Raw genomic sequence first — 16,376 nt, forward strand, 5'->3', positions numbered from 1 at the left:
GCCCAGCTCGCCGAGATCGCCGTGCGCGGGCAGGTGCCCGCGGCCCTGGACGACCTGCTCGTCCGGCCGGACCCGGACTGGTCCGATCCCGACCCCGCTTACGCGGGCGCCGCCGTCGTCACCCACCGCGACGGCCGCGCCTGGCGCGTCACCGCGCGCACCGTCGCCCTCGCGCCGCGCCAGGCGAGCTGCGGGGCCGCCCCCAAGCCGGCCACCACCCTCGAACTCGCCTGCCTCACCCCGCTCTGAGGGCGGGGGCGACTACCAGTGCGTCCCGGGCACCCAGCGCGCCGCCCGGCGCAGGGCCGAGCCGGTCGCCTTGCGCGCCGCCGACCGCTGTCGCGGCGCGGGCGCCGTGGCCTGCGGCTCGGTGGCCGCGGCGACGGTCTCCTGCTCGCCCTTGGCGGCGGGGGAGTCCGGCAGGGCGCGGTAGTAGCGGTGCAGCATGCGGTCGCGCAGGCGCGGCGTGAGCAGGGCGCCGTACTCGGCGAAGGTGCCCAGCGGGACGTCGATGCGCTTGGGGCGCTCGGTGAGCGCGCGCACGATGGTGGCCGCGGCCCATTCCGGCGACTCGGTGCGGCCCTGATGACCGCTGGGGGCGATCATCGGCGTGCGCACGAGCGGCATGTGGATGGTGGTGAAACCGACTCCGTCGGCGAGGGTTTCGACGGCGGCCACCTCGGTGAACTTGTCCAGGGCGGCCTTGCTGGCCAGGTAGGCCGAGTACCGCGGGGTGGCGACCTGCACGCCCGCGCTGCTGATGTTGACGATGTGGCCGAAGCCGCGCTCGCGCATCTGCGGCAGCAGGGCCAGCGTCATGCGCAGGGCGCCGAAGTAGTTGACCGCCATGGTGCGCTCGTAGTCGTGCAACCGGTCGGTGGAGCGGTGGATGGCGCGGCGGATGGACCGGCCCGCGTTGTTGACCAGCATGTCGACGTGACCGTGCTCGGCGAGGACGGCCGCGATCGTCGTGTCGACCGACTCGCCGTCGGTGACGTCGCAGGGGTAGGCGTGGGCGCGCCCGCCCGCGGCCCGGATCTCGGCGACCGCGCTCTCGAGCTCCTCGGGCCTGCGGGCCAGGAGTAGGACGACGGCGCCCTTGGCCGCGACGGCCTCGGCGGCGGCCCGGCCGATGCCGGAGGACGCGCCGGTGATCACCACGTGCAGGCCGGTGAGATCTCGGGTGTTGCGGGCGGGGGCCATCGCTGCTCCTTTGCAGGTAGATCCCGGTACTCGGGGTATCACCCTGGAACTTACTCCAAAGTAAGTTTACCCGCCAGGGGGTCCTTCGGTTATCGAAAATTTGTTCGAATGTCGCTGGTGCTGATTCGAACGTATGTGCGATAATGGAGTCATGGCGGATGATCGGATGGCGGATATCTATGCCGCGGTGCGGCTCGGCAATGTGAACGGCGGGGATCAGGCGGCGGCACGGGCCGCGCTCACCCGCCTCTGGGACGAGGTGGGCGCGAGCGGCGAGCCGCTCTACCGGTGCGTGATCGCGCACCACCTCGCCGACGTGCAGGATTCCCCCGAACACGCGCTGATGTGGGATCAGCGCGCGCTGGCCGCGGTGTTCGGCCCGGGCATCCCGCTCGACGAGGGGCTGCGCGGGTTCCTGCCCTCGCTGTATCTCAACCTGGCCGACAGCCATCGCCGGGTCGGCGACTTCGACGCCGCGCGCATGCAGCTGACCATCGCGCGCGGCCATCTCGGCGTCCTCGCCGACGATGCCTACGGCGCGGTGATCCGATCCGGTCTCGGCCACGTGGAGGCGGCGCTGTCGGTGGGGTCGACCGAGCGGCTGCCGGCGAATTGAGGTGTCCGGCACGGGGGTTCGGGTGCCCTCGTGCCGCAGGAGGTGGGTGAGTGGGCTGGGGTGAGGGTCCGCCCAGCTGGGCGGAGATGGAGCGGGTGCTGTCCGGGCGCGCCCCGGCGGGCACGGTGGGTGACGGGGGCGACAGCCCGGCCTGGTCGCGCAAGCGAGAGGGGTATCGACGTGCGGAGATCACCCGTCCGGAAAATCCCGTTGTGCCGTACGCGGAACTTCACGCCCATTCGGCATACAGTTTCCTCGACGGTGCCGCACACCCCGAGGAGATGGTGGAAGAAGCGGTGCGCCTTGGCCTGTCGGCCCTGGCGCTGACCGACCACAACGGGTTCTACGGCACCGTCCGGTTCGCCGAGGCGGCCCGGGAATGGGATATACCAACGGTTTTCGGCGCGGAACTCTCGCTGGGAACCGGGGCGCGGACGGCGCCGGACCGTGGGGATGCGGCCCGGCGCCGCACCGCGCCCGGCGACGAGGCGGGCCACCTGTTCGCCCCGGACTCCCTGCCGCGCACGGGAACTCCCGACCCCGCGGGCACCCACCTGCTGATCCTGGCCCGCGGGCAGGAGGGCTACCGGCGCCTGTCCCGCCAGATCGCCGCCGCGCACCTGGCCGCGGGGGAGAAGGGCATCCTGCGTTACGACCAGGACACCCTGACCGCGGCGGCGGGCGGGCACTGGCACGTGCTCACCGGCTGCCGCAAGGGCCACCTGCGCCGGGCCCTGTCCGCGGACCTGCGCCTCGGCGACACCCGGCTGCCGCGCGCCGAGGCCGCGCTGCGTGACCTCGTCGAACGGTTCGGCGCCGACCGGGTCAGCGTGGAACTGACCCACCACGGCGTCCCCACCGACGACGAGCGCAACGCGCACCTGATCGCGCTGGCGCGACGGCTCGGCCTGCCGGTCGTCGCCACCACCGGCGCGCACTTCGCCGGCCCCGCGCAGCGGCACCGGGCCATGGCGCTGGCCGCGATCCGCTCGCGCGCCGGCCTCGACGACATCGCGGGCTGGCTGCCGCCCACCGGGGGCGCGCACCTGCGCTCGGGGGCGGAGATGGCGCGGTTGTTCGCGGACTGCCCGGAGGCGGTGTCCGGCGCGGCCGCGCTCGCCGGGGAGTGCGCCTTCGACCTGAAACTCATCGCGCCGGAGCTGCCCCCGTTCGACGTCCCCCCGGGACACGACGAGAACTCCTGGATGCGGGAACTCACCTACCGGGGCGCGGCCCGCCGCTACGGCCCGCCCGAGAACAACCGGGCCGCCTACGCCCAGATCGAGCACGAGCTCACGGTCATCCGGGGCCGGAACTTCCCCGGCTACTTCCTGGTCGTCCACGACATCGTCGAGTTCTGCCGCGAGCAGGACATCCTCTGCCAGGGCCGCGGGTCGGCCGCCAACTCCGCGGTCTGCTACGCCATCGGCATCACCAACGTCGACCCGATCGCCAACAACCTGCTGTTCGAGCGGTTCCTCTCGCCCGAGCGCGACGGCCCGCCCGACATCGACGTCGACATCGAGTCCGACCGCCGCGAGGAGGCCATCCAGCACGTCTACGCCAAGTACGGCCGCGACTTCGCCGCGCAGGTCGCCAACGTCATCACCTACCGGGGCAAATCCGCCGTGCGCGACGCCGCGCGCGCCCTCGGCTTCTCGCCCGGCCAGCAGGACGCCTGGAGCAGGCAGGTGAGCCGGTGGACCGGGGTGCGCGCCGAGGAGGGCACCGACATCCCCGACCCGGTGCTGGCGCTGGCCGGCGAGATCGAGGGGCTGCCACGGCATCTGGGCATCCACTCCGGCGGCATGGTCATCTGCGACCGGCCCATCGCCGACGTGTGCCCGGTGGAATGGGCCCGGATGCCCGGCCGCAGCGTGCTGCAGTGGGACAAGGACGACTGCGCCGCGGTCGGTCTGGTGAAGTTCGACCTGCTCGGCCTCGGCATGCTCTCGGCGCTGCACTACATGATCGATCTGGTGCGCGAGCACAAGGGCGAGGTCGTGGAGCTGCACCGCCTCGACCTGAGCGAGCCCGCGGTATACGAGATGCTGTCGCGCGCGGATTCGGTCGGGGTGTTCCAGGTCGAGTCGCGCGCGCAGATGGCGACCCTGCCGCGGCTGAAGCCCCGCGAGTTCTACGACCTGGTCGTCGAGGTGGCGCTGATCCGGCCCGGCCCGATCCAGGGCGGCTCCGTGCACCCCTACATCCGCAGGCGCAACGGCGTCGAGGAATGGGAGCACGACCATCCGGCGCTGGAGAACGCTCTGGAGCGGACCCTCGGGGTCCCGCTGTTCCAGGAACAGCTCATGCAGATGGCCGTCGACGTGGCCGGCTTCAGCGCCGCCGAGGCCGACCAGCTGCGCCGCGCCATGGGCTCCAAACGGTCACCGGCGAAGATGGAGCGCCTGCGCGGCAGGCTCTATCAGGGCATGCGCGACCTGCACGGCATCACCGGCGACCTGGCCGACCGCATCTACGAGAAGCTCTACGCCTTCGCCAATTTCGGCTTCCCGGAGAGCCATTCGCAGAGCTTCGCCTCGCTGGTCTTCTACTCGTCCTGGTTCAAGCTGCACCATCCCGCCGCCTTCTGCGCCGGGCTGCTCAACGCCCAGCCGATGGGGTTCTACTCGCCGCAGTCCCTGGTCGCCGACGCCCGCAGGCACGGCGTGCTCGTCCACGGGCCCGACGTGAACGCCAGCCTGGCCGGGGCCACCCTGGAGAACGCCGGACTCGAGGTGCGCCTCGGCCTCTCCGGCGTCCGGCACATCGGCGCCGACCTGGCCGAACGGATCGTCACCGCGCGGGACGAGGGCGGACCCTACGTCTCGATGCTGGATCTGACCGGACGGGTGGAACTGACCGTGGCGCAGGCCGAAGCGCTGGCCACGGCGGGCGCCCTCGACGGCGTGGTCGGCGAACGCGCCGGGTCCGGTGCGGGGGCGCCGGTGGGCGCCGCCGCCGATCCGGTGACGGGCCGGGCGCCCGCCGAGGACGCGCGGCCGTCCGCGGAACTGCGGCGGGCGGCGCTGTGGGCGGCCGGGGCGGCGGCGCGGGAACGGTCGTCTCTGCTGCCGGGCACGGGGCCCGCCGTGGCGGCGCCCTCGCTGCCGGGGATGAGCGCGCTCGAACTGGCGGCGGCCGACGTGTGGGCCAGCGGCATCTCGCCCGGCAGCTACCCCACCGAGTTCCTGCGCGCCTACCTGGACTCGCGCGGCGTGATCCCCGCCGCCGAGCTGCTGCTCGTCGAGGACGGCACCCGGGTGCTGGTCGGCGGCGCGGTCACCCACCGCCAGCGCCCCGCCACCGCGGGCGGGGTCACCTTCCTCAACCTCGAGGACGAGACCGGCATGATCAACATCGTCTGCTCGCCCGGCCTGTGGGCCCGCTACCGCCGCCTCGCCCAATCCGCCCGCGCCCTGCTCGTCCGCGGCCGCGTCCAGAACGCCGAGGGCGCGGTCAGTATCCTCGCCGACCACCTCGAACACCTCGACCTGCGCATCGCCGCCCGATCCCGCGACTTCCGCTGAGCCTCGCCGGCGGGATCCGCGCACTACGCTGCGAAGCATGCGCAAGGTTGCCGTGGTGTTGGTCGGGCTGCTCGGGCTGCTTCTGCTCGCGGGGTGCGGTGGCGAGGAGACCTCGTCGGATTCGGCGGGGTCCGGTGCCGCGCCGACGGTGCGCGGACCCGCCGCCGCGGCACCCGGGCTGCGGGAACAGTCGCCGAAAGACAGTCCGGCGCCGTCGGTTACGGCCGACCGGAAGGAAGTGGTCACCGGGTCGGTGAGCATCACCGCGGGCGATCCGATCGCCGCGGCGGCGACGATCGCCGGCCAGGTCACGGCGTTGAACGGGCGGATCGACAGCCGCACCGAACAGCCCGGCACCGGTACCGGGGACAGCAAGCCGAGCGCCTCGCTGACCGTGCGCGTGCCGGCCGACCGGACCGACGGTTTCCTCGACGGGCTCGGCAGCGTCGGCACCGTCACCCGCGTGACGACCAACCGCGACGACGTCACCCAGCAGTGGCAGGACCTCGACGCCCGCATCCGCGCCCTGCAGACCTCCGTCGACCGGCTGCGCACCCTGATGTCGCAGGCCACCGACACCGCCGACCTGCTCGCCGCCGAGCAGGCCCTGTCGTCCCGGCAGGGCGAGCTCGACTCGCTCACCTCCCAGAAACGCCTCCTCGACGATCAGGTCGCGCTGTCCACCCTGACCCTCTCGATCACCACCGACAAGCCGGTCGCCCGGGAGGACGACAGCTTCTGGGGCGGCGTCGTCGCCGGCTGGCACGGCCTGCTGGACTGGCTGCACGACGCGGTCGTCTTCGTGGGCAAGGCGATCCCGTGGCTCGGCTTCTTCGCCGTGATCGGCGCGCTGCTGTGGCTCGTGGTGCGTCCGCTGCGCCGCCGCCGTCGGGCGCGCGCCGCCGCGAACCGGGGCACGGTCGCGGGTCCCACCGGCGCGGGTTCCACCGGCGGTTCGGCCGCGTCCGGCGCAGGCCCGGCGGGCGGTGCGCCGGACGGCGACGGCGGGACCCGATAGCCGGGCGACCCCGACACCGAGGAGGATTCGTGCCGACCGTCCGCGCGACCATCAAACCCAACAGCCGCAAGGGACCGCTCGTCGAAGTCGCCGACGACGGGACGCTCACGCTCTACGTCCGGGCGCCTGCGGTGGAGGGCCGCGCCAACCGGGCCGCCGCCGAACTCCTGGCCGCGCACTTCGGCGTGCCCAAGTCGTCGGTCCGCCTCTCGGCGGGCGCGACGTCACGCTTCAAGCGGTTCGAGATCGACGACTGACCCGGACACCGAACATCGCGGCGATCCACCCCGCGATCGCACCGGTCACCACGGGAACGACAACCAGGCCCGCCCAGAACCATCGGGTCGGCCACATGCGCGACGCCATATCGCCGAAGGCGCCGTCGGCCGGCTCATAGCTCGCGTAGTAGCAGCTGACCGTCGACGGTCCCTGCCACCACCAGAACGCCGCCACCGCGATCGCGGTCACCGCGCACAACGCGCCGAGGGCGGCCCCCGCGGCGACCGTGTTCCGTTTCTCCCCACGCTGTTCCGGCATGCGGACAGTCAACACCGCCGGGTCCGCCGGACCGGGGACCGGGCCGGACGGATCCGGCCGGGATGATCACGCCATCGACGCGGAGATCACACCCCGTCGGGGAAGCCGAGCTGGCGCCACGCCTCGTAGACCGCCACCGCGGCCGAGTTCGACAGGTTCATCGAGCGGCGGCCGGGGAGCATGGGGATGCGGAGCTGGTCGGTGACGCGGGGGTCGGCGAGGACCTCGGGGGGCAGACCGGTGGGTTCGGTGCCGAAGAGCAGGGCGTCGCCGTCGCGGTAGGCGACGTCGGTGTAGCGGGTGGTGGCCTGGGTGGTGAACGCGAAAACCCGCTCCGGCGCGATCTTCTCCCACGCCGTCGCCAGATCGGGGTGCACGGTCACCGAGGCGAGGTCGTGGTAGTCGAGGCCGGCGCGGCGCAGCTTGGACTCCGAGAGGTCGAAGCCGAGCGGCTCGATCAGGTGCAACCAGCTCCCGGTCCCCGCGACCAGCCGGATCGCGTTGCCGGTGTTCGGCGGGATCACCGGCTGATGGAAGATCAGATGCAGCACCGGATCAGCTTGTCACGGGCCGACCCACGGGCCCGGCCCGGCCCACCCGCCCGGCTCGCCCCACCGCCCGGGACCCGCCCAGAGACCGGGGTCGGCCTGTCCCGGCGCAGGCGGCCGCGCGGCGGCCGCGAAGGCCGGATGTGCCCGGAGCGTGAACGACCGCGCGTCGCCGGACAGCCGCCCGGTGACCACCCGCTCGGCGTTGCCGAGCACGACACCGACGAAACCGCCCACCGCCAGCACGAGCAGGCCGACCGCGCACAGGATCAACGCCCACATCGACCCCGTCGGCAGACTCAGCAGGCCGACGATCAGCGGCAGGACCAACCCGACCAGACTCCAGCGGCGCCGGATCTCGGCCGCCCGGTCCGCGCTCGCGCACCGCGGGCACATCGGCCACTGCGAGCGGATCATCGCGTCCGGCGTGATCGGCCCGGAGTCCACGATGAACTGCTTCTTGAACTCCTCCCACAGCGACCGGCCGACACCCTGCTGCCGGAAGTCGCCGGGCTCGCCCCAGAACCGCAGCTCCACCGGCTTCCACCGCGCCGCCCGCTCGCCGTGCGGGGCGCAGACCGGCGGTAGCGGCAGGGCGAAGGCGAGCTGGCGCAGACGCCGTTCGGCGAGATCGTCGAAGAAGAACGGTTGCACCTCGAGCGTCACCTCGGTCGAAGGTTCCATACGAGGATTGGACGCGACTCGGCGCGTTCCGGTTCCGGGCTCCGGCACGACTCGCGCGGGCTTCTGGAAGAATCGCGACCGTGAACAAGGCGGAGACCACCGGCAAGCATCGGGCCGTGCGGCTGAGCGCGTGGCAGCAGTATCTGCGCGCGCATCTGCCGATGACGGTGGTGACCGTGCTGATCGTCATCGCCGTGGTGTTCGTCGCGTGGGACCGCTGGCGGCGCGGCGCCATCATCTTCGGCAGCGCGGCGCTGGTCGCGGCGGCGTTCCGGCTGTGCCTGCCGACCGCTCAGGTCGGGCTGCTCGCGGTGCGCGGGCGCGCCTTCGACGTGGGGGCGCTGGTCGCGTTCGGCAGCGCCATCGTCTTCCTGGCCGCCACCATCAACACCCTCGGCGTCATCTGAGCGGTCCGCGTCAGCGGTTCTCCCTGGACAGCCGCATGGTCTCGGTCAGCAGCTTCGAGACCGCGGCGGCCTCGGTGAGGAAACCGTCGTGCCCGTCGCGGGAGTGCACGATCTCGAGGCCCGCGCAGCCCGGCAGACCCTCGGCCAGCTCGGCCTGGGTGTGCAGGGGGTAGAGACGGTCGGAGTCGACCCCGCCGATGACGCACGGCACCGGCGTCGCGGCCAGCGCCGCCGCGATCCCGCCGCGGCCACGGCCGACGTCGTGGCGGTTCATCGCCTCCGACAGCAGCACGTAGGTGGCCGGGTCGAACCGCTGGATCAGCTTGTCGGCCTGGTGCTCGAGGTAGCTCTGGACCGCGTAGCGGCCGCCGCCCCACGGGTCCTCGTCCCCCTGGGCGGAATTGGCGAAGCGGTGGTCGAGCTCGCCCTCGGTGCGGTACGTCAGGTGGGCGATCCGGCGGGCCAGGCCCATGCCGGTCGTCGGCGCGCGGCCGGTGCCGTGGTAGTCGCCGCCCTGCCAGTCCGGGTCGGCCGTGATGATCGCCATCTGCGTGGTCTGGGTGCCGATCTGATCGGCGGTGGCGCGCGCGCCGACCGCGAGAACCAGTGCGGCCGCGACCCGTTCGGGCCTGCCGACCATCCACTCCAGCACCCGCATGCCGCCCATCGAACCGCCGACCACGGCGGCGAGGCGCTCGATGCCGAGCCGGTCGAGCAGCTGGGCCTCGGCGGTCACCTGATCGCGGATCGAGATGTCGGGGAAGCGCGAGCCCCACGGCGCGCCGTCCGGCGCGAGCGAGGAGGGGCCGGTGCTGCCCTTGCAGCCGCCGAGCACGTTGGTGGCCACGACACACCATTCGTCGGTGTCGACGGGCGCGCCCGGGCCGATCATGCCCTCCCACCAGCCGGGCGCGGGATTGCCCGCGCCCGCGACGACGTGGGAGTCGCCGGTGAGGGCGTGCTCGATCAGCACGACGTTGTCCAGCTCGGGCGACAGCGTCCCCCAGCGTTGCACCGCGAGCCGCACATCGGGGACGACGGCGCCGTTCTCCAGCGCGACGTCCCCGATGGCGATCACGCCGAGCTGCCCGTCCGGCGGCGGCAGCAGGGCCGCACCGCCGGATCGGGCAATGCTCGGTTCGGTGCTCACAGTCACGCAGTCGCCGCCGCGAAACCGGCTCGCAGGTCGGCGAGGATGTCATCGATTCCCTCGATGCCCACCGCGAGCCGGACCAGCCCCGGAGTGACACCGGAGGCCAGCTGCTCCTCGGGCGTCAACTGCGAGTGCGTGGTCGACGCCGGGTGAATCACAAGAGAACGCACATCACCGATGTTAGCGACATGGCTGTGGAGGCTGAGAGCGTCCACGAACTTCTTGCCCGCGTCGACGCCTCCGCGCAGCTCGAAGGACACGATGGCGCCCGCGCCGCGCGGCGCGAGCTCCTTGGCCCTGGCATGCCACGGCGAGTCGGGCAGGCCGGCGTAGTGGACCTTCTCCACGGCCTCCTGCTCGGTGAGGAAGGCCGCGACCGCCTCGGCGTTGGCGACGTGGCGCTCGACCCGCAGGCTCAGCGTCTCGATGCCCTGCGCGATGAGGAAGGCGTTGAACGGCGACACCGCCGAGCCGAGGTCGCGCAGCAGCTGCACGCGGGCCTTGAGGGCGTAGGCGGGCGCGCCGAGGTCGGCGAACACGGCGCCGTGGTAGCTGGGGTCGGGCTCGGTGAACCCGGGGAAGCGGGGGTTGCCGTCGGCGTCGCGCACGGTCCAGTCGAAGGTGCCGCCGTCGACGATCACGCCCGCGACCGCCGCGCCGTGGCCGCCGAGGTACTTGGTCGCCGAGTGCACGACGATGTCGGCGCCGTGGGCCAGCGGCTGGATCAGGTACGGGGTGGCGACGGTGTTGTCGACGATGAGCGGGATGCCCGCCGCGTGGGCGACCTCGGAGACGCCGCGCAGGTCGAACACCGACGAGGACGGGTTGGCGATGGTCTCGCCGAAGAACGCCTTGGTGTTCGGGCGGATCGCGGCCTGCCACTGCGCCAGGTCGTCGGGGTCCTCGACGAAGGAGACCTCGATGCCCAGCTTGGGCAGCGAGTAGTGGAAGAGGTTGTAGGTGCCGCCGTAGAGGTGCGGGCTGGACACGATGTGGTCGCCCGCGCCCGCCAGGTTCAGGATCGCGAAGGTCTCGGCGGCCTGGCCGGAGGACAGCAGCAGCGCCGCGACGCCGCCCTCGAGCGCGGCGATCCGCTGCTCGACCGCGTCCTGGGTGGGGTTCATGATCCGGGTGTAGATGTTGCCCGGCTCGGCGAGGCCGAACAGCGCGGCGGCGTGGTCGGTGTCGCGGAAGGCGTAGGAGGTGGTCTGGTAGATCGGCAGAGCGCGGGCGCCGGTGGCGGCGTCGGGGGCCTGGCCGGCGTGGATCTGCTTGGTTTCGAACGACCAGTTCGCGGTGTCGGTCACGGAATGCTCCAGGGGTTGTACGTCAGGGGTGTCTGGGTTGGATCGACGAACAACAACACATGGTTAACCTCCAGATGGCGCGCTTGCTCCCGGCCTTCGGCAGCCCGGTCATCACCCGGAGCACCCCGCCGCAGCTGGAGGGTTGCCGACCAGCGAGCCGGGGCTTGACGCTGGTACTCATGACCTGGAGCACATGTTAACCGGCGGTCTGTGGGAGTCGGAAATTTCCGGCGATTTCGCCGCGAATCTCACATGTCGCGGGTCGCGTCCTCGGGCAGCGAGGTGCTGCACATGCGCCGGAGCTCGCGATAGGCGAGCAGGATCGACTCACGGGCGACCCGGGCGGCCTCGGCCGGCGCGCCGGTCAGCATGACGTCCTCGGCCGCCGACAGCGACAGGTGGCACAGCACCTGCCAGGTGCCGCCGATCAGGCGCACGGTGAGGCACTCGGGCGAGGTGTCCATCCGTTCGGCGAGTTCCTCGAAGACGGCCTGGTTCTTGGTGTCGGCGTAGTCGAGGGCGCGGGCGTTGACCGCGGGGCTGGCGCGCATGATCCGCTGCATCTGCTGGAACTGGCGGAAGGAGGGGCCGCCCTCCTCCTCGGCGACCGCGCGGTCGACCACGCTCAGGTACGCGCGGCACAGGGCGTGCAGCTCGTCGCCGGTGCGCGGCTGGTCGCGCAGCGCGGCGGCCACGATGGCGCCGAAGTCGACGACGGGGGCGAGGACGATGTCCTCCTTGGTCTCGAAGTACCGGTTGACCGTGCGGGGGGAGACGTCGGCGACCGCGGCGATCTGCTCGACCGTGGTCGCGTCGAACCCGTTGGCCTCCGAGAGGTCGAGGCCGGCGCGCACGATCGCCGCGCGGGTCCGCTGCTTCTTGCGCTCGCGCAGGCCCGGCGCCGCGGGTGCAGCCGGTTCGGCGGTCCGGTCGGCGCTGATCGGAGTGGTCGAGTCCAGCATCCCCCCACTGTATCGCGTCCGGATTGTCGGTGTCTCAATCTGTCAAATGTCGCAGTCAGACATTTTTCTCTTGACGCCAAATGTCGGCAGGTGTCAGGATTGGCGCAGTCGTTGCCGTGCCGAGGAGGCCCTGGTGTCCGAAACCCTGTCCGTATCGAAAGAATCTGTGGGAGAACGCAATCCGGCGCGCTGGTGGGCGCTGGTCGTGCTCGCCTCCGCGCAGCTGATGGTCATCCTCGACGCCACCGTCGTCACCATCGCGCTCCCGTTCGCCCAGCGTGACCTGGGCATCGGCGAGGCCGACAAACAGTGGGCACTGACCGCCTACACCCTGATCTTCGGCGGCCTGCTGCTGCTCGGCGGCCGGATGGCCGACTACCTGGGCAGGCGCCGGATCTTCCTGATCGGCCTCGTCGGATTCGCCGCCGCCTCCGCGCTGGCCGGGCTCGCGCAGACCGGCACGCAGCTGTTCCTCGGCCGCGGGCTGCAGGGCGCGTTCGCCGCGCTGCTCGCCCCCTCGGCGCTGTCGCTGCTGTCGGTCACCTTCACCGACGTCAAGGAGCGGGCGCGGGCGTTCGCCGTGTTCGCCGGGATCTCCGCGGGCGGCGTCGCCTTCGGCCTCATCGTCGGCGGCGCGCTCACCGAGTACGTCTCGTGGCGCTGGACGCTGCTCATGAACACCCCCGTGGCGATCCTCGCCCTGATCGGCGCGCTGGCCTTCCTGGTGCGGGACGTCCCCGTGCCGCGGACCGGCGGCTACGACCTGCCCGGCGCGCTCACGGTCACCCTGGGGCTCGTCGCGATCGTCTACGGCTTCACCCGCGCCGCCGAGGACGGCTGGACCGCGGGCAGCACCCTGTTCCTGCTCGGCGCGGGCGCCGCCCTGCTCGCCGCGTTCGTCGCCGTCGAAGCCCGGTCCTCGAACCCGCTGCTGCCGCTGCGGATCCCGGGCGAGATCAACCGGGGCGGCGCGCTGCTGGCGGCGCTGCTCATCCCCATCGCCATGTTCGCGATGTTCCTGTTCCTGAGCTTCTACTACCAGAACACCCTCGGGTACACGCCGCTGAAGGCGGGCGTCGCGTTCCTGCCGTTCCCGGTGGGCATCGCGGTGTCGGCCGGGGTGACCAGCGCGCTGCTGCCCCGGGTCGGGCCCCGTCCGGTGATGGTGACCGGCGCGCTGCTCGGCACGGCCGGGCTGCTGTGGCTGACCCAGCTCGGCTACGGCGACGGCTACCTGGTCAGCGTGCTGCCCGCCCAGGTCCTCATCGCCCTCGGCATGGGCCCGCTGTTCGTCGGCATGCAGGCGGTGGCGCTGCACCAGGTGCACGCCGAGGACTCCGGCGTGGCCAGCGCCCTGCTCAACGCCGCGCAGCAGGTCGGCGGCGCGGTCGGCACGGCGCTGCTGACCACCATCTCGGTGCAGGCCGCCAAGGACTACGCGGCCGGGAACCCCACCGTCGACCACCTGGCCGAACGCGCCGCGATCCACAGCTACGACATCGCCTTCGCGGTGGGCGCGGGCTTCTTCCTCGCCGCCGCCGTGGTGATCGCGCTGATGATCAGGGACAAGCCCGAGAACCTCGTCGAGGGCGACGAGCGGATGGCCGTGCCCGTCGGCGTCTGACCTCCCGGCCGACCGGCCCGCGCGTGCCGACGCGCGGGCCGGTCGCGCGCGGCAATTCGTTCGCAAGTGCGGGCCAATCCGGCGCTGTCACCCTCACGCCATGACTACCGAGCTCCTCCCGCAGTCCCCGGCCGTCGCGCCCGGCGACCGGGTCCGTGCCCTGACCCTCGCCGCGGGCGCCGCCCTGTGGGCCGTCGGCAACCTGCTGCATCCGCTGACCCACTCCGAGGCGGCCGAGCACGCCCCGACCTGGGCCGCCGCGCACATCACCTTCTCGATCGGCGCGGTCCTGCTCGCGGTCGGGCTGCCCGCGCTCACCCGGTCGATCCGCAGGCCGGGCGGCGGCTGGGCCGGGGTCCTGCTGACCGCCGCGCACGGGCTGCTCTTCGCCGGCCTGGTCGTGCTGATCCCGGTGAGCGCGTACCACGAGGTCTTCGTCAGCACCCACCTCGACCATCACGCCCAGACCGAGATCGCCACGGCCTCCGAAGCCCTGCTCGCGCCGCTGGCCATGGCGGTGCTGCTCGGGTTCCTGCTCTTCGCCGTCTACGCCTTCGTCCGCCCGGCGCCGGTGTGGGGTCCGGCGTCGGGCGCGCTGGTGCTGGCGGGCACGGTCTCGATGGGCGTCACCGCGATCGCGCCCGGTGTGCTGCCCGGCGCGGAGGGCTGGTGGATCATCCCCGGCACGGTCGCGCAGGGACTGGCCTTCGGCATCGCGGGAGCGCGCCTGGCCGGGTAGATTCCCGGCATCGACACAGGAGTACCGGACGGCGGCGCGCCCGCCGTCCGCATCGAGCTGCTCGGCCCGCTGCGGGTCGAGGTGCGCGGCGGACCCGCCGATCTGGGCGGGCCGCGGCAGCGCACCCTGCTGGCCCGGCTCGTGCTCGCCTGCGGGGAGGTGGTGTCCACCGACCGGCTCATCGAGGACCTGTGGGCGGGCGATCCGCCGCCCAAGGCCCTGGCCGCGCTCCAGGCCCACATCTCCTACCTGCGCCGCGCCCTCGAACCGGACCGCCCGCGGCGCGCGCCCGCCGCGGTGCTCGTCTCCGAGGCGCCGGGATACGCCCTGCGCCTGCCCACCGCCGCCGTGGACGCCTGGCATTTCGAGCGCCTGCTCGGCCGCGCCGCCGACGCCGGCACCGCCGAGCGGTACCGCGTGCTCGGCGCCGCCCTCGCCCTGTGGTCCGGGGAGCCGTACGCGGCCTTCGCCGACAGCGCGTGGGTGGCGCCCGAGGTCGCCCGGCTCACCGAGCTGCATCACCGCGCCCGCGAACGCCTGGCCGAGTGCGCGCTCGACCTCGGCCGCCCGGACGAGGCGGTCGACCTGCTCGACCGTGCCGTCGCCGAGCACCCGGACCGCGAGGACGCCGCCCGGCTGCTCGCGCTCGCCCGGTACCGGCTCGGCAGGCAACCCGAGGCGCTGGCCACGCTGCGTCACGTCCGCGAGCACCTCGACGCCGAATTCGGCATCGTGCCCGGCCCCGCGCTATGGGCGCTCGAGCTCGCGATCCTCACCACGCGCCCGAGCTGGACTTCCGGCCGGAGACGTCCGGGGCGCGCGCGGCCCCGCCCCGCGACGACGCGGCGCCCGTCGGCGATCCGGACGACCGGGCGGCCGCGCCGCCGGGGGCCGAACCGGGGCCCGCCGACCCCGCCGCCGAGCATCGGCTCCGTGCCGCCGCCGGACCCGTCGGCTACGAGGCCGAACGCGCCGCCCTGCCCGCCGAGGCGGACCGGGTCGTCGCGGGGCGGCGGGCACGGGTGGTCTGGATCGAGGGCGAGGCGGGGGCGGGCAAGTCCACGCTCGTCGGATCGGCCGCGGCCGCATCGGCTGCCGCGGGCTGGCGGGTCGCGGTGGCGGCCTGTCCCGAGGTGGACGGCGCGCCCGCCGCGTGGGTCTGGCAGCAGCTGCTCGCGGAGCTCGACGCCGACACGGGCGCCGACCGGAGCCCGTTCGCGCTCGCGCACGCGGTCCGCGAGGCGTGCCTGCGGCACCTGGCGAGCGGGCCGGTGCTGCTCGTCCTCGAGGACGTGCACCGGGCGGACAGCGCGACCCTACAGATCCTGCGCCAGGTCGCCGCTTGGCTGGGCGGGGAACCGGTGCTGCTCGTCGTCACCCTGCGCGGGTCCGAGGCCGACGCGCAGGTCGAGGCGACCGCCGCCGCGCTGGCCTCGCTCACCGGGGAGCGGCTGGTCCTCGGCGGGCTCGACCCGGTGGCGGTCGGCCGGGTGGCCGAGGCGGCGGGGCTGGCGGGGATCGACGCGGACACCGCGGCCTACCTGCACGCCCGCACCGGCGGCAACCCGCTGTTCGTCCGCGAGGTGGCCCGGCTGGCCGCCTCGGTCGGCGACCTGCACGCGGTCCCCGACGGGGTCCGGCACGTGCTCGCCCGGCGGATCGCCCGGCTGCCCGCAGGCGCGGCGCGGGCCCTGCGCATGGCCGCGGTGTGGGGCGAGGAGATCGGCTTCGACGCCCTGCTCGATCTGACCGGCGACACCGAGGAGGAGCTCGCCGACCTCGTCGACACCGTCACGGTGGCGGGCCTGGTCCGGCTCGACCGGCGTGGGCGGATCGGCTTCGCCCACGCGCTGATCCGCGACGCCGTCTACGGCGACATCCCCGTCCTGCGCCGGGCGCGCCTGCACTGGCACGCGCTGGAACTGCTCGAACGGCGGCACGGCCTCGACCCCGCCCGGCTCGCCGCCCCGCCCGGGGGCGCCGACCGGGCCGACTGGGCCGACTGGGCCGACTGGGACGTCCTGGACGCGCTGGCCCACCACGCCGTG

At 73.3% G+C, this 16,376-nt stretch carries 15 protein-coding genes, 2 pseudogenes and 1 riboswitch; of the genes and pseudogenes, 10 read left to right on the forward strand and 7 right to left on the reverse strand.

Annotated elements, in window-relative coordinates:
* A pseudogene (locus tag ON36_RS04580) lies at positions 1-249 on the forward strand (sucrase ferredoxin); the annotation flags it as partial.
* A 12-nt stretch (positions 250-261) separates the two neighbouring features.
* On the opposite strand, the gene ON36_RS04585 reads toward ON36_RS04580, so the two are convergent.
* Positions 262-1,203, reverse strand: a complete 942-nt coding sequence (locus ON36_RS04585; RefSeq protein WP_052313647.1) for an SDR family NAD(P)-dependent oxidoreductase — start codon at positions 1,201-1,203, stop codon at positions 262-264.
* A 166-nt stretch (positions 1,204-1,369) separates the two neighbouring features.
* On the opposite strand from ON36_RS04585, the gene ON36_RS04590 reads away from it, so the two are divergent.
* The 4 genes from ON36_RS04590 to ON36_RS04605 are packed head-to-tail and all read left to right on the forward strand — an operon-like array spanning position 1,370 to position 6,624.
* Entirely contained in the window at positions 1,370-1,819 is a 450-nt protein-coding gene (locus ON36_RS04590; RefSeq protein WP_052313651.1) for a hypothetical protein, read from the forward strand.
* 50 nt (positions 1,820-1,869) lie between these two features.
* Positions 1,870-5,349 (forward strand): error-prone DNA polymerase, encoded by a 3,480-nt coding sequence (locus ON36_RS04595; RefSeq protein WP_043647936.1) that lies wholly within the window; start codon positions 1,870-1,872, stop codon positions 5,347-5,349.
* 37 nt (positions 5,350-5,386) lie between these two features.
* Positions 5,387-6,367, forward strand: coding sequence for a DUF4349 domain-containing protein (locus ON36_RS04600; protein ID WP_052313648.1), 981 nt, complete (start codon positions 5,387-5,389; stop codon positions 6,365-6,367).
* 29 nt (positions 6,368-6,396) lie between these two features.
* Positions 6,397-6,624, forward strand: coding sequence for a DUF167 domain-containing protein (locus ON36_RS04605; RefSeq protein WP_043647938.1), 228 nt, complete (start codon positions 6,397-6,399; stop codon positions 6,622-6,624).
* Here ON36_RS04605 and ON36_RS04610 read toward each other — a convergent pair.
* The 3 genes from ON36_RS04610 to ON36_RS04620 all read right to left on the reverse strand — a co-directional run bounded on the left by ON36_RS04610 (position 6,599) and on the right by ON36_RS04620 (position 8,136).
* Positions 6,599-6,904: a hypothetical protein gene (locus tag ON36_RS04610; protein ID WP_169334680.1), complete on the reverse strand. Its 306-nt coding sequence runs from the start codon at positions 6,902-6,904 to the stop codon at positions 6,599-6,601. The two genes, ON36_RS04605 and ON36_RS04610, sit on opposite strands and share 26 nt — an antisense overlap.
* An 86-nt stretch (positions 6,905-6,990) precedes the next feature.
* On the reverse strand, positions 6,991-7,455 hold the full coding sequence (locus ON36_RS04615) for a tRNA (cytidine(34)-2'-O)-methyltransferase (RefSeq protein ID WP_043647943.1): 465 nt from the start codon (positions 7,453-7,455) through the stop codon (positions 6,991-6,993).
* 12 nt (positions 7,456-7,467) lie between these two features.
* Complete coding sequence (locus tag ON36_RS04620) at positions 7,468-8,136, reverse strand: hypothetical protein (protein ID WP_043647946.1); 669 nt, start codon at positions 8,134-8,136, stop codon at positions 7,468-7,470.
* 161 nt (positions 8,137-8,297) lie between these two features.
* On the opposite strand from ON36_RS04620, the gene ON36_RS04625 reads away from it, so the two are divergent.
* On the forward strand, positions 8,298-8,543 hold the full coding sequence (locus tag ON36_RS04625; protein WP_169334681.1) for a DUF3017 domain-containing protein: 246 nt from the start codon (positions 8,298-8,300) through the stop codon (positions 8,541-8,543).
* Positions 8,544-8,553: 10 nt separating this feature from the next.
* Here ON36_RS04625 and metX read toward each other — a convergent pair whose 3' ends face one another.
* The 3 genes from metX to ON36_RS35705 form a co-directional block, all read right to left on the reverse strand.
* Positions 8,554-9,699, reverse strand: coding sequence for a homoserine O-acetyltransferase MetX (gene metX / locus ON36_RS04630; RefSeq protein ID WP_083884906.1), 1,146 nt, complete (start codon positions 9,697-9,699; stop codon positions 8,554-8,556).
* Complete coding sequence (locus tag ON36_RS04635; protein ID WP_043647948.1) at positions 9,696-11,003, reverse strand: bifunctional o-acetylhomoserine/o-acetylserine sulfhydrylase; 1,308 nt, start codon at positions 11,001-11,003, stop codon at positions 9,696-9,698. Before ON36_RS04635 ends, metX begins: the two co-directional genes overlap by 4 nt.
* Positions 11,004-11,077: 74 nt before the next feature.
* Positions 11,078-11,188, reverse strand: a riboswitch (SAM riboswitch).
* Between the two features lie 63 nt (positions 11,189-11,251).
* Positions 11,252-11,965, reverse strand: coding sequence for a TetR family transcriptional regulator (locus ON36_RS35705; protein WP_052313649.1), 714 nt, complete (start codon positions 11,963-11,965; stop codon positions 11,252-11,254).
* 166 nt (positions 11,966-12,131) lie between these two features.
* Here ON36_RS35705 and ON36_RS04645 point away from each other — a divergent pair, with 166 nt between their 5' ends.
* The 4 genes and pseudogenes from ON36_RS04645 to ON36_RS32545 form a co-directional block, all read left to right on the forward strand.
* Positions 12,132-13,589 carry an MFS transporter gene (locus ON36_RS04645; RefSeq protein WP_245557901.1) on the forward strand — a complete coding sequence of 486 codons (1,458 nt, stop codon included), beginning with the start codon at positions 12,132-12,134 and terminating at the stop codon, positions 13,587-13,589.
* 100 nt (positions 13,590-13,689) lie between these two features.
* Positions 13,690-14,328 carry a hypothetical protein gene (locus ON36_RS04650; protein WP_052313650.1) on the forward strand — a complete coding sequence of 213 codons (639 nt, stop codon included), beginning with the start codon at positions 13,690-13,692 and terminating at the stop codon, positions 14,326-14,328.
* A gap of 162 nt (positions 14,329-14,490) precedes the next feature.
* A pseudogene (locus ON36_RS36855) lies at positions 14,491-15,042 on the forward strand (AfsR/SARP family transcriptional regulator); the annotation flags it as partial.
* A gap of 35 nt (positions 15,043-15,077) precedes the next feature.
* The coding region (locus tag ON36_RS32545) for an AAA family ATPase (RefSeq protein WP_157224770.1) at positions 15,078-16,376 on the forward strand (1,299 nt) is incomplete at its 3' end.

Origin of the sequence: Nocardia thailandica NBRC 100428 (assembly GCF_000308795.1) — a bacterium.
Lineage (GTDB): Bacteria > Actinomycetota > Actinomycetes > Mycobacteriales > Mycobacteriaceae > Nocardia > Nocardia thailandica.

What these genes read in the sequence shown, in the direction of transcription:
- ON36_RS04585 (WP_052313647.1), bottom strand. Translation starts at nt 1,203, where the DNA reads ATGGCCCCCGCCCGCAACACCCGAGATCTCACCGGCCTGCACGTGGTG.
- ON36_RS04590 (WP_052313651.1), top strand. Translation starts at nt 1,370, where the DNA reads ATGGCGGATATCTATGCCGCGGTGCGGCTCGGCAATGTGAACGGCGGG.
- ON36_RS04600 (WP_052313648.1), top strand. Translation starts at nt 5,387, where the DNA reads ATGCGCAAGGTTGCCGTGGTGTTGGTCGGGCTGCTCGGGCTGCTTCTG.
- ON36_RS04610 (WP_169334680.1), bottom strand. Translation starts at nt 6,904, where the DNA reads ATGCCGGAACAGCGTGGGGAGAAACGGAACACGGTCGCCGCGGGGGCC.
- ON36_RS04620 (WP_043647946.1), bottom strand. Translation starts at nt 8,136, where the DNA reads ATGGAACCTTCGACCGAGGTGACGCTCGAGGTGCAACCGTTCTTCTTC.
- ON36_RS04625 (WP_169334681.1), top strand. Translation starts at nt 8,298, where the DNA reads ATGACGGTGGTGACCGTGCTGATCGTCATCGCCGTGGTGTTCGTCGCG.
- ON36_RS35705 (WP_052313649.1), bottom strand. Translation starts at nt 11,965, where the DNA reads ATGCTGGACTCGACCACTCCGATCAGCGCCGACCGGACCGCCGAACCG.
- ON36_RS04650 (WP_052313650.1), top strand. Translation starts at nt 13,690, where the DNA reads ATGACTACCGAGCTCCTCCCGCAGTCCCCGGCCGTCGCGCCCGGCGAC.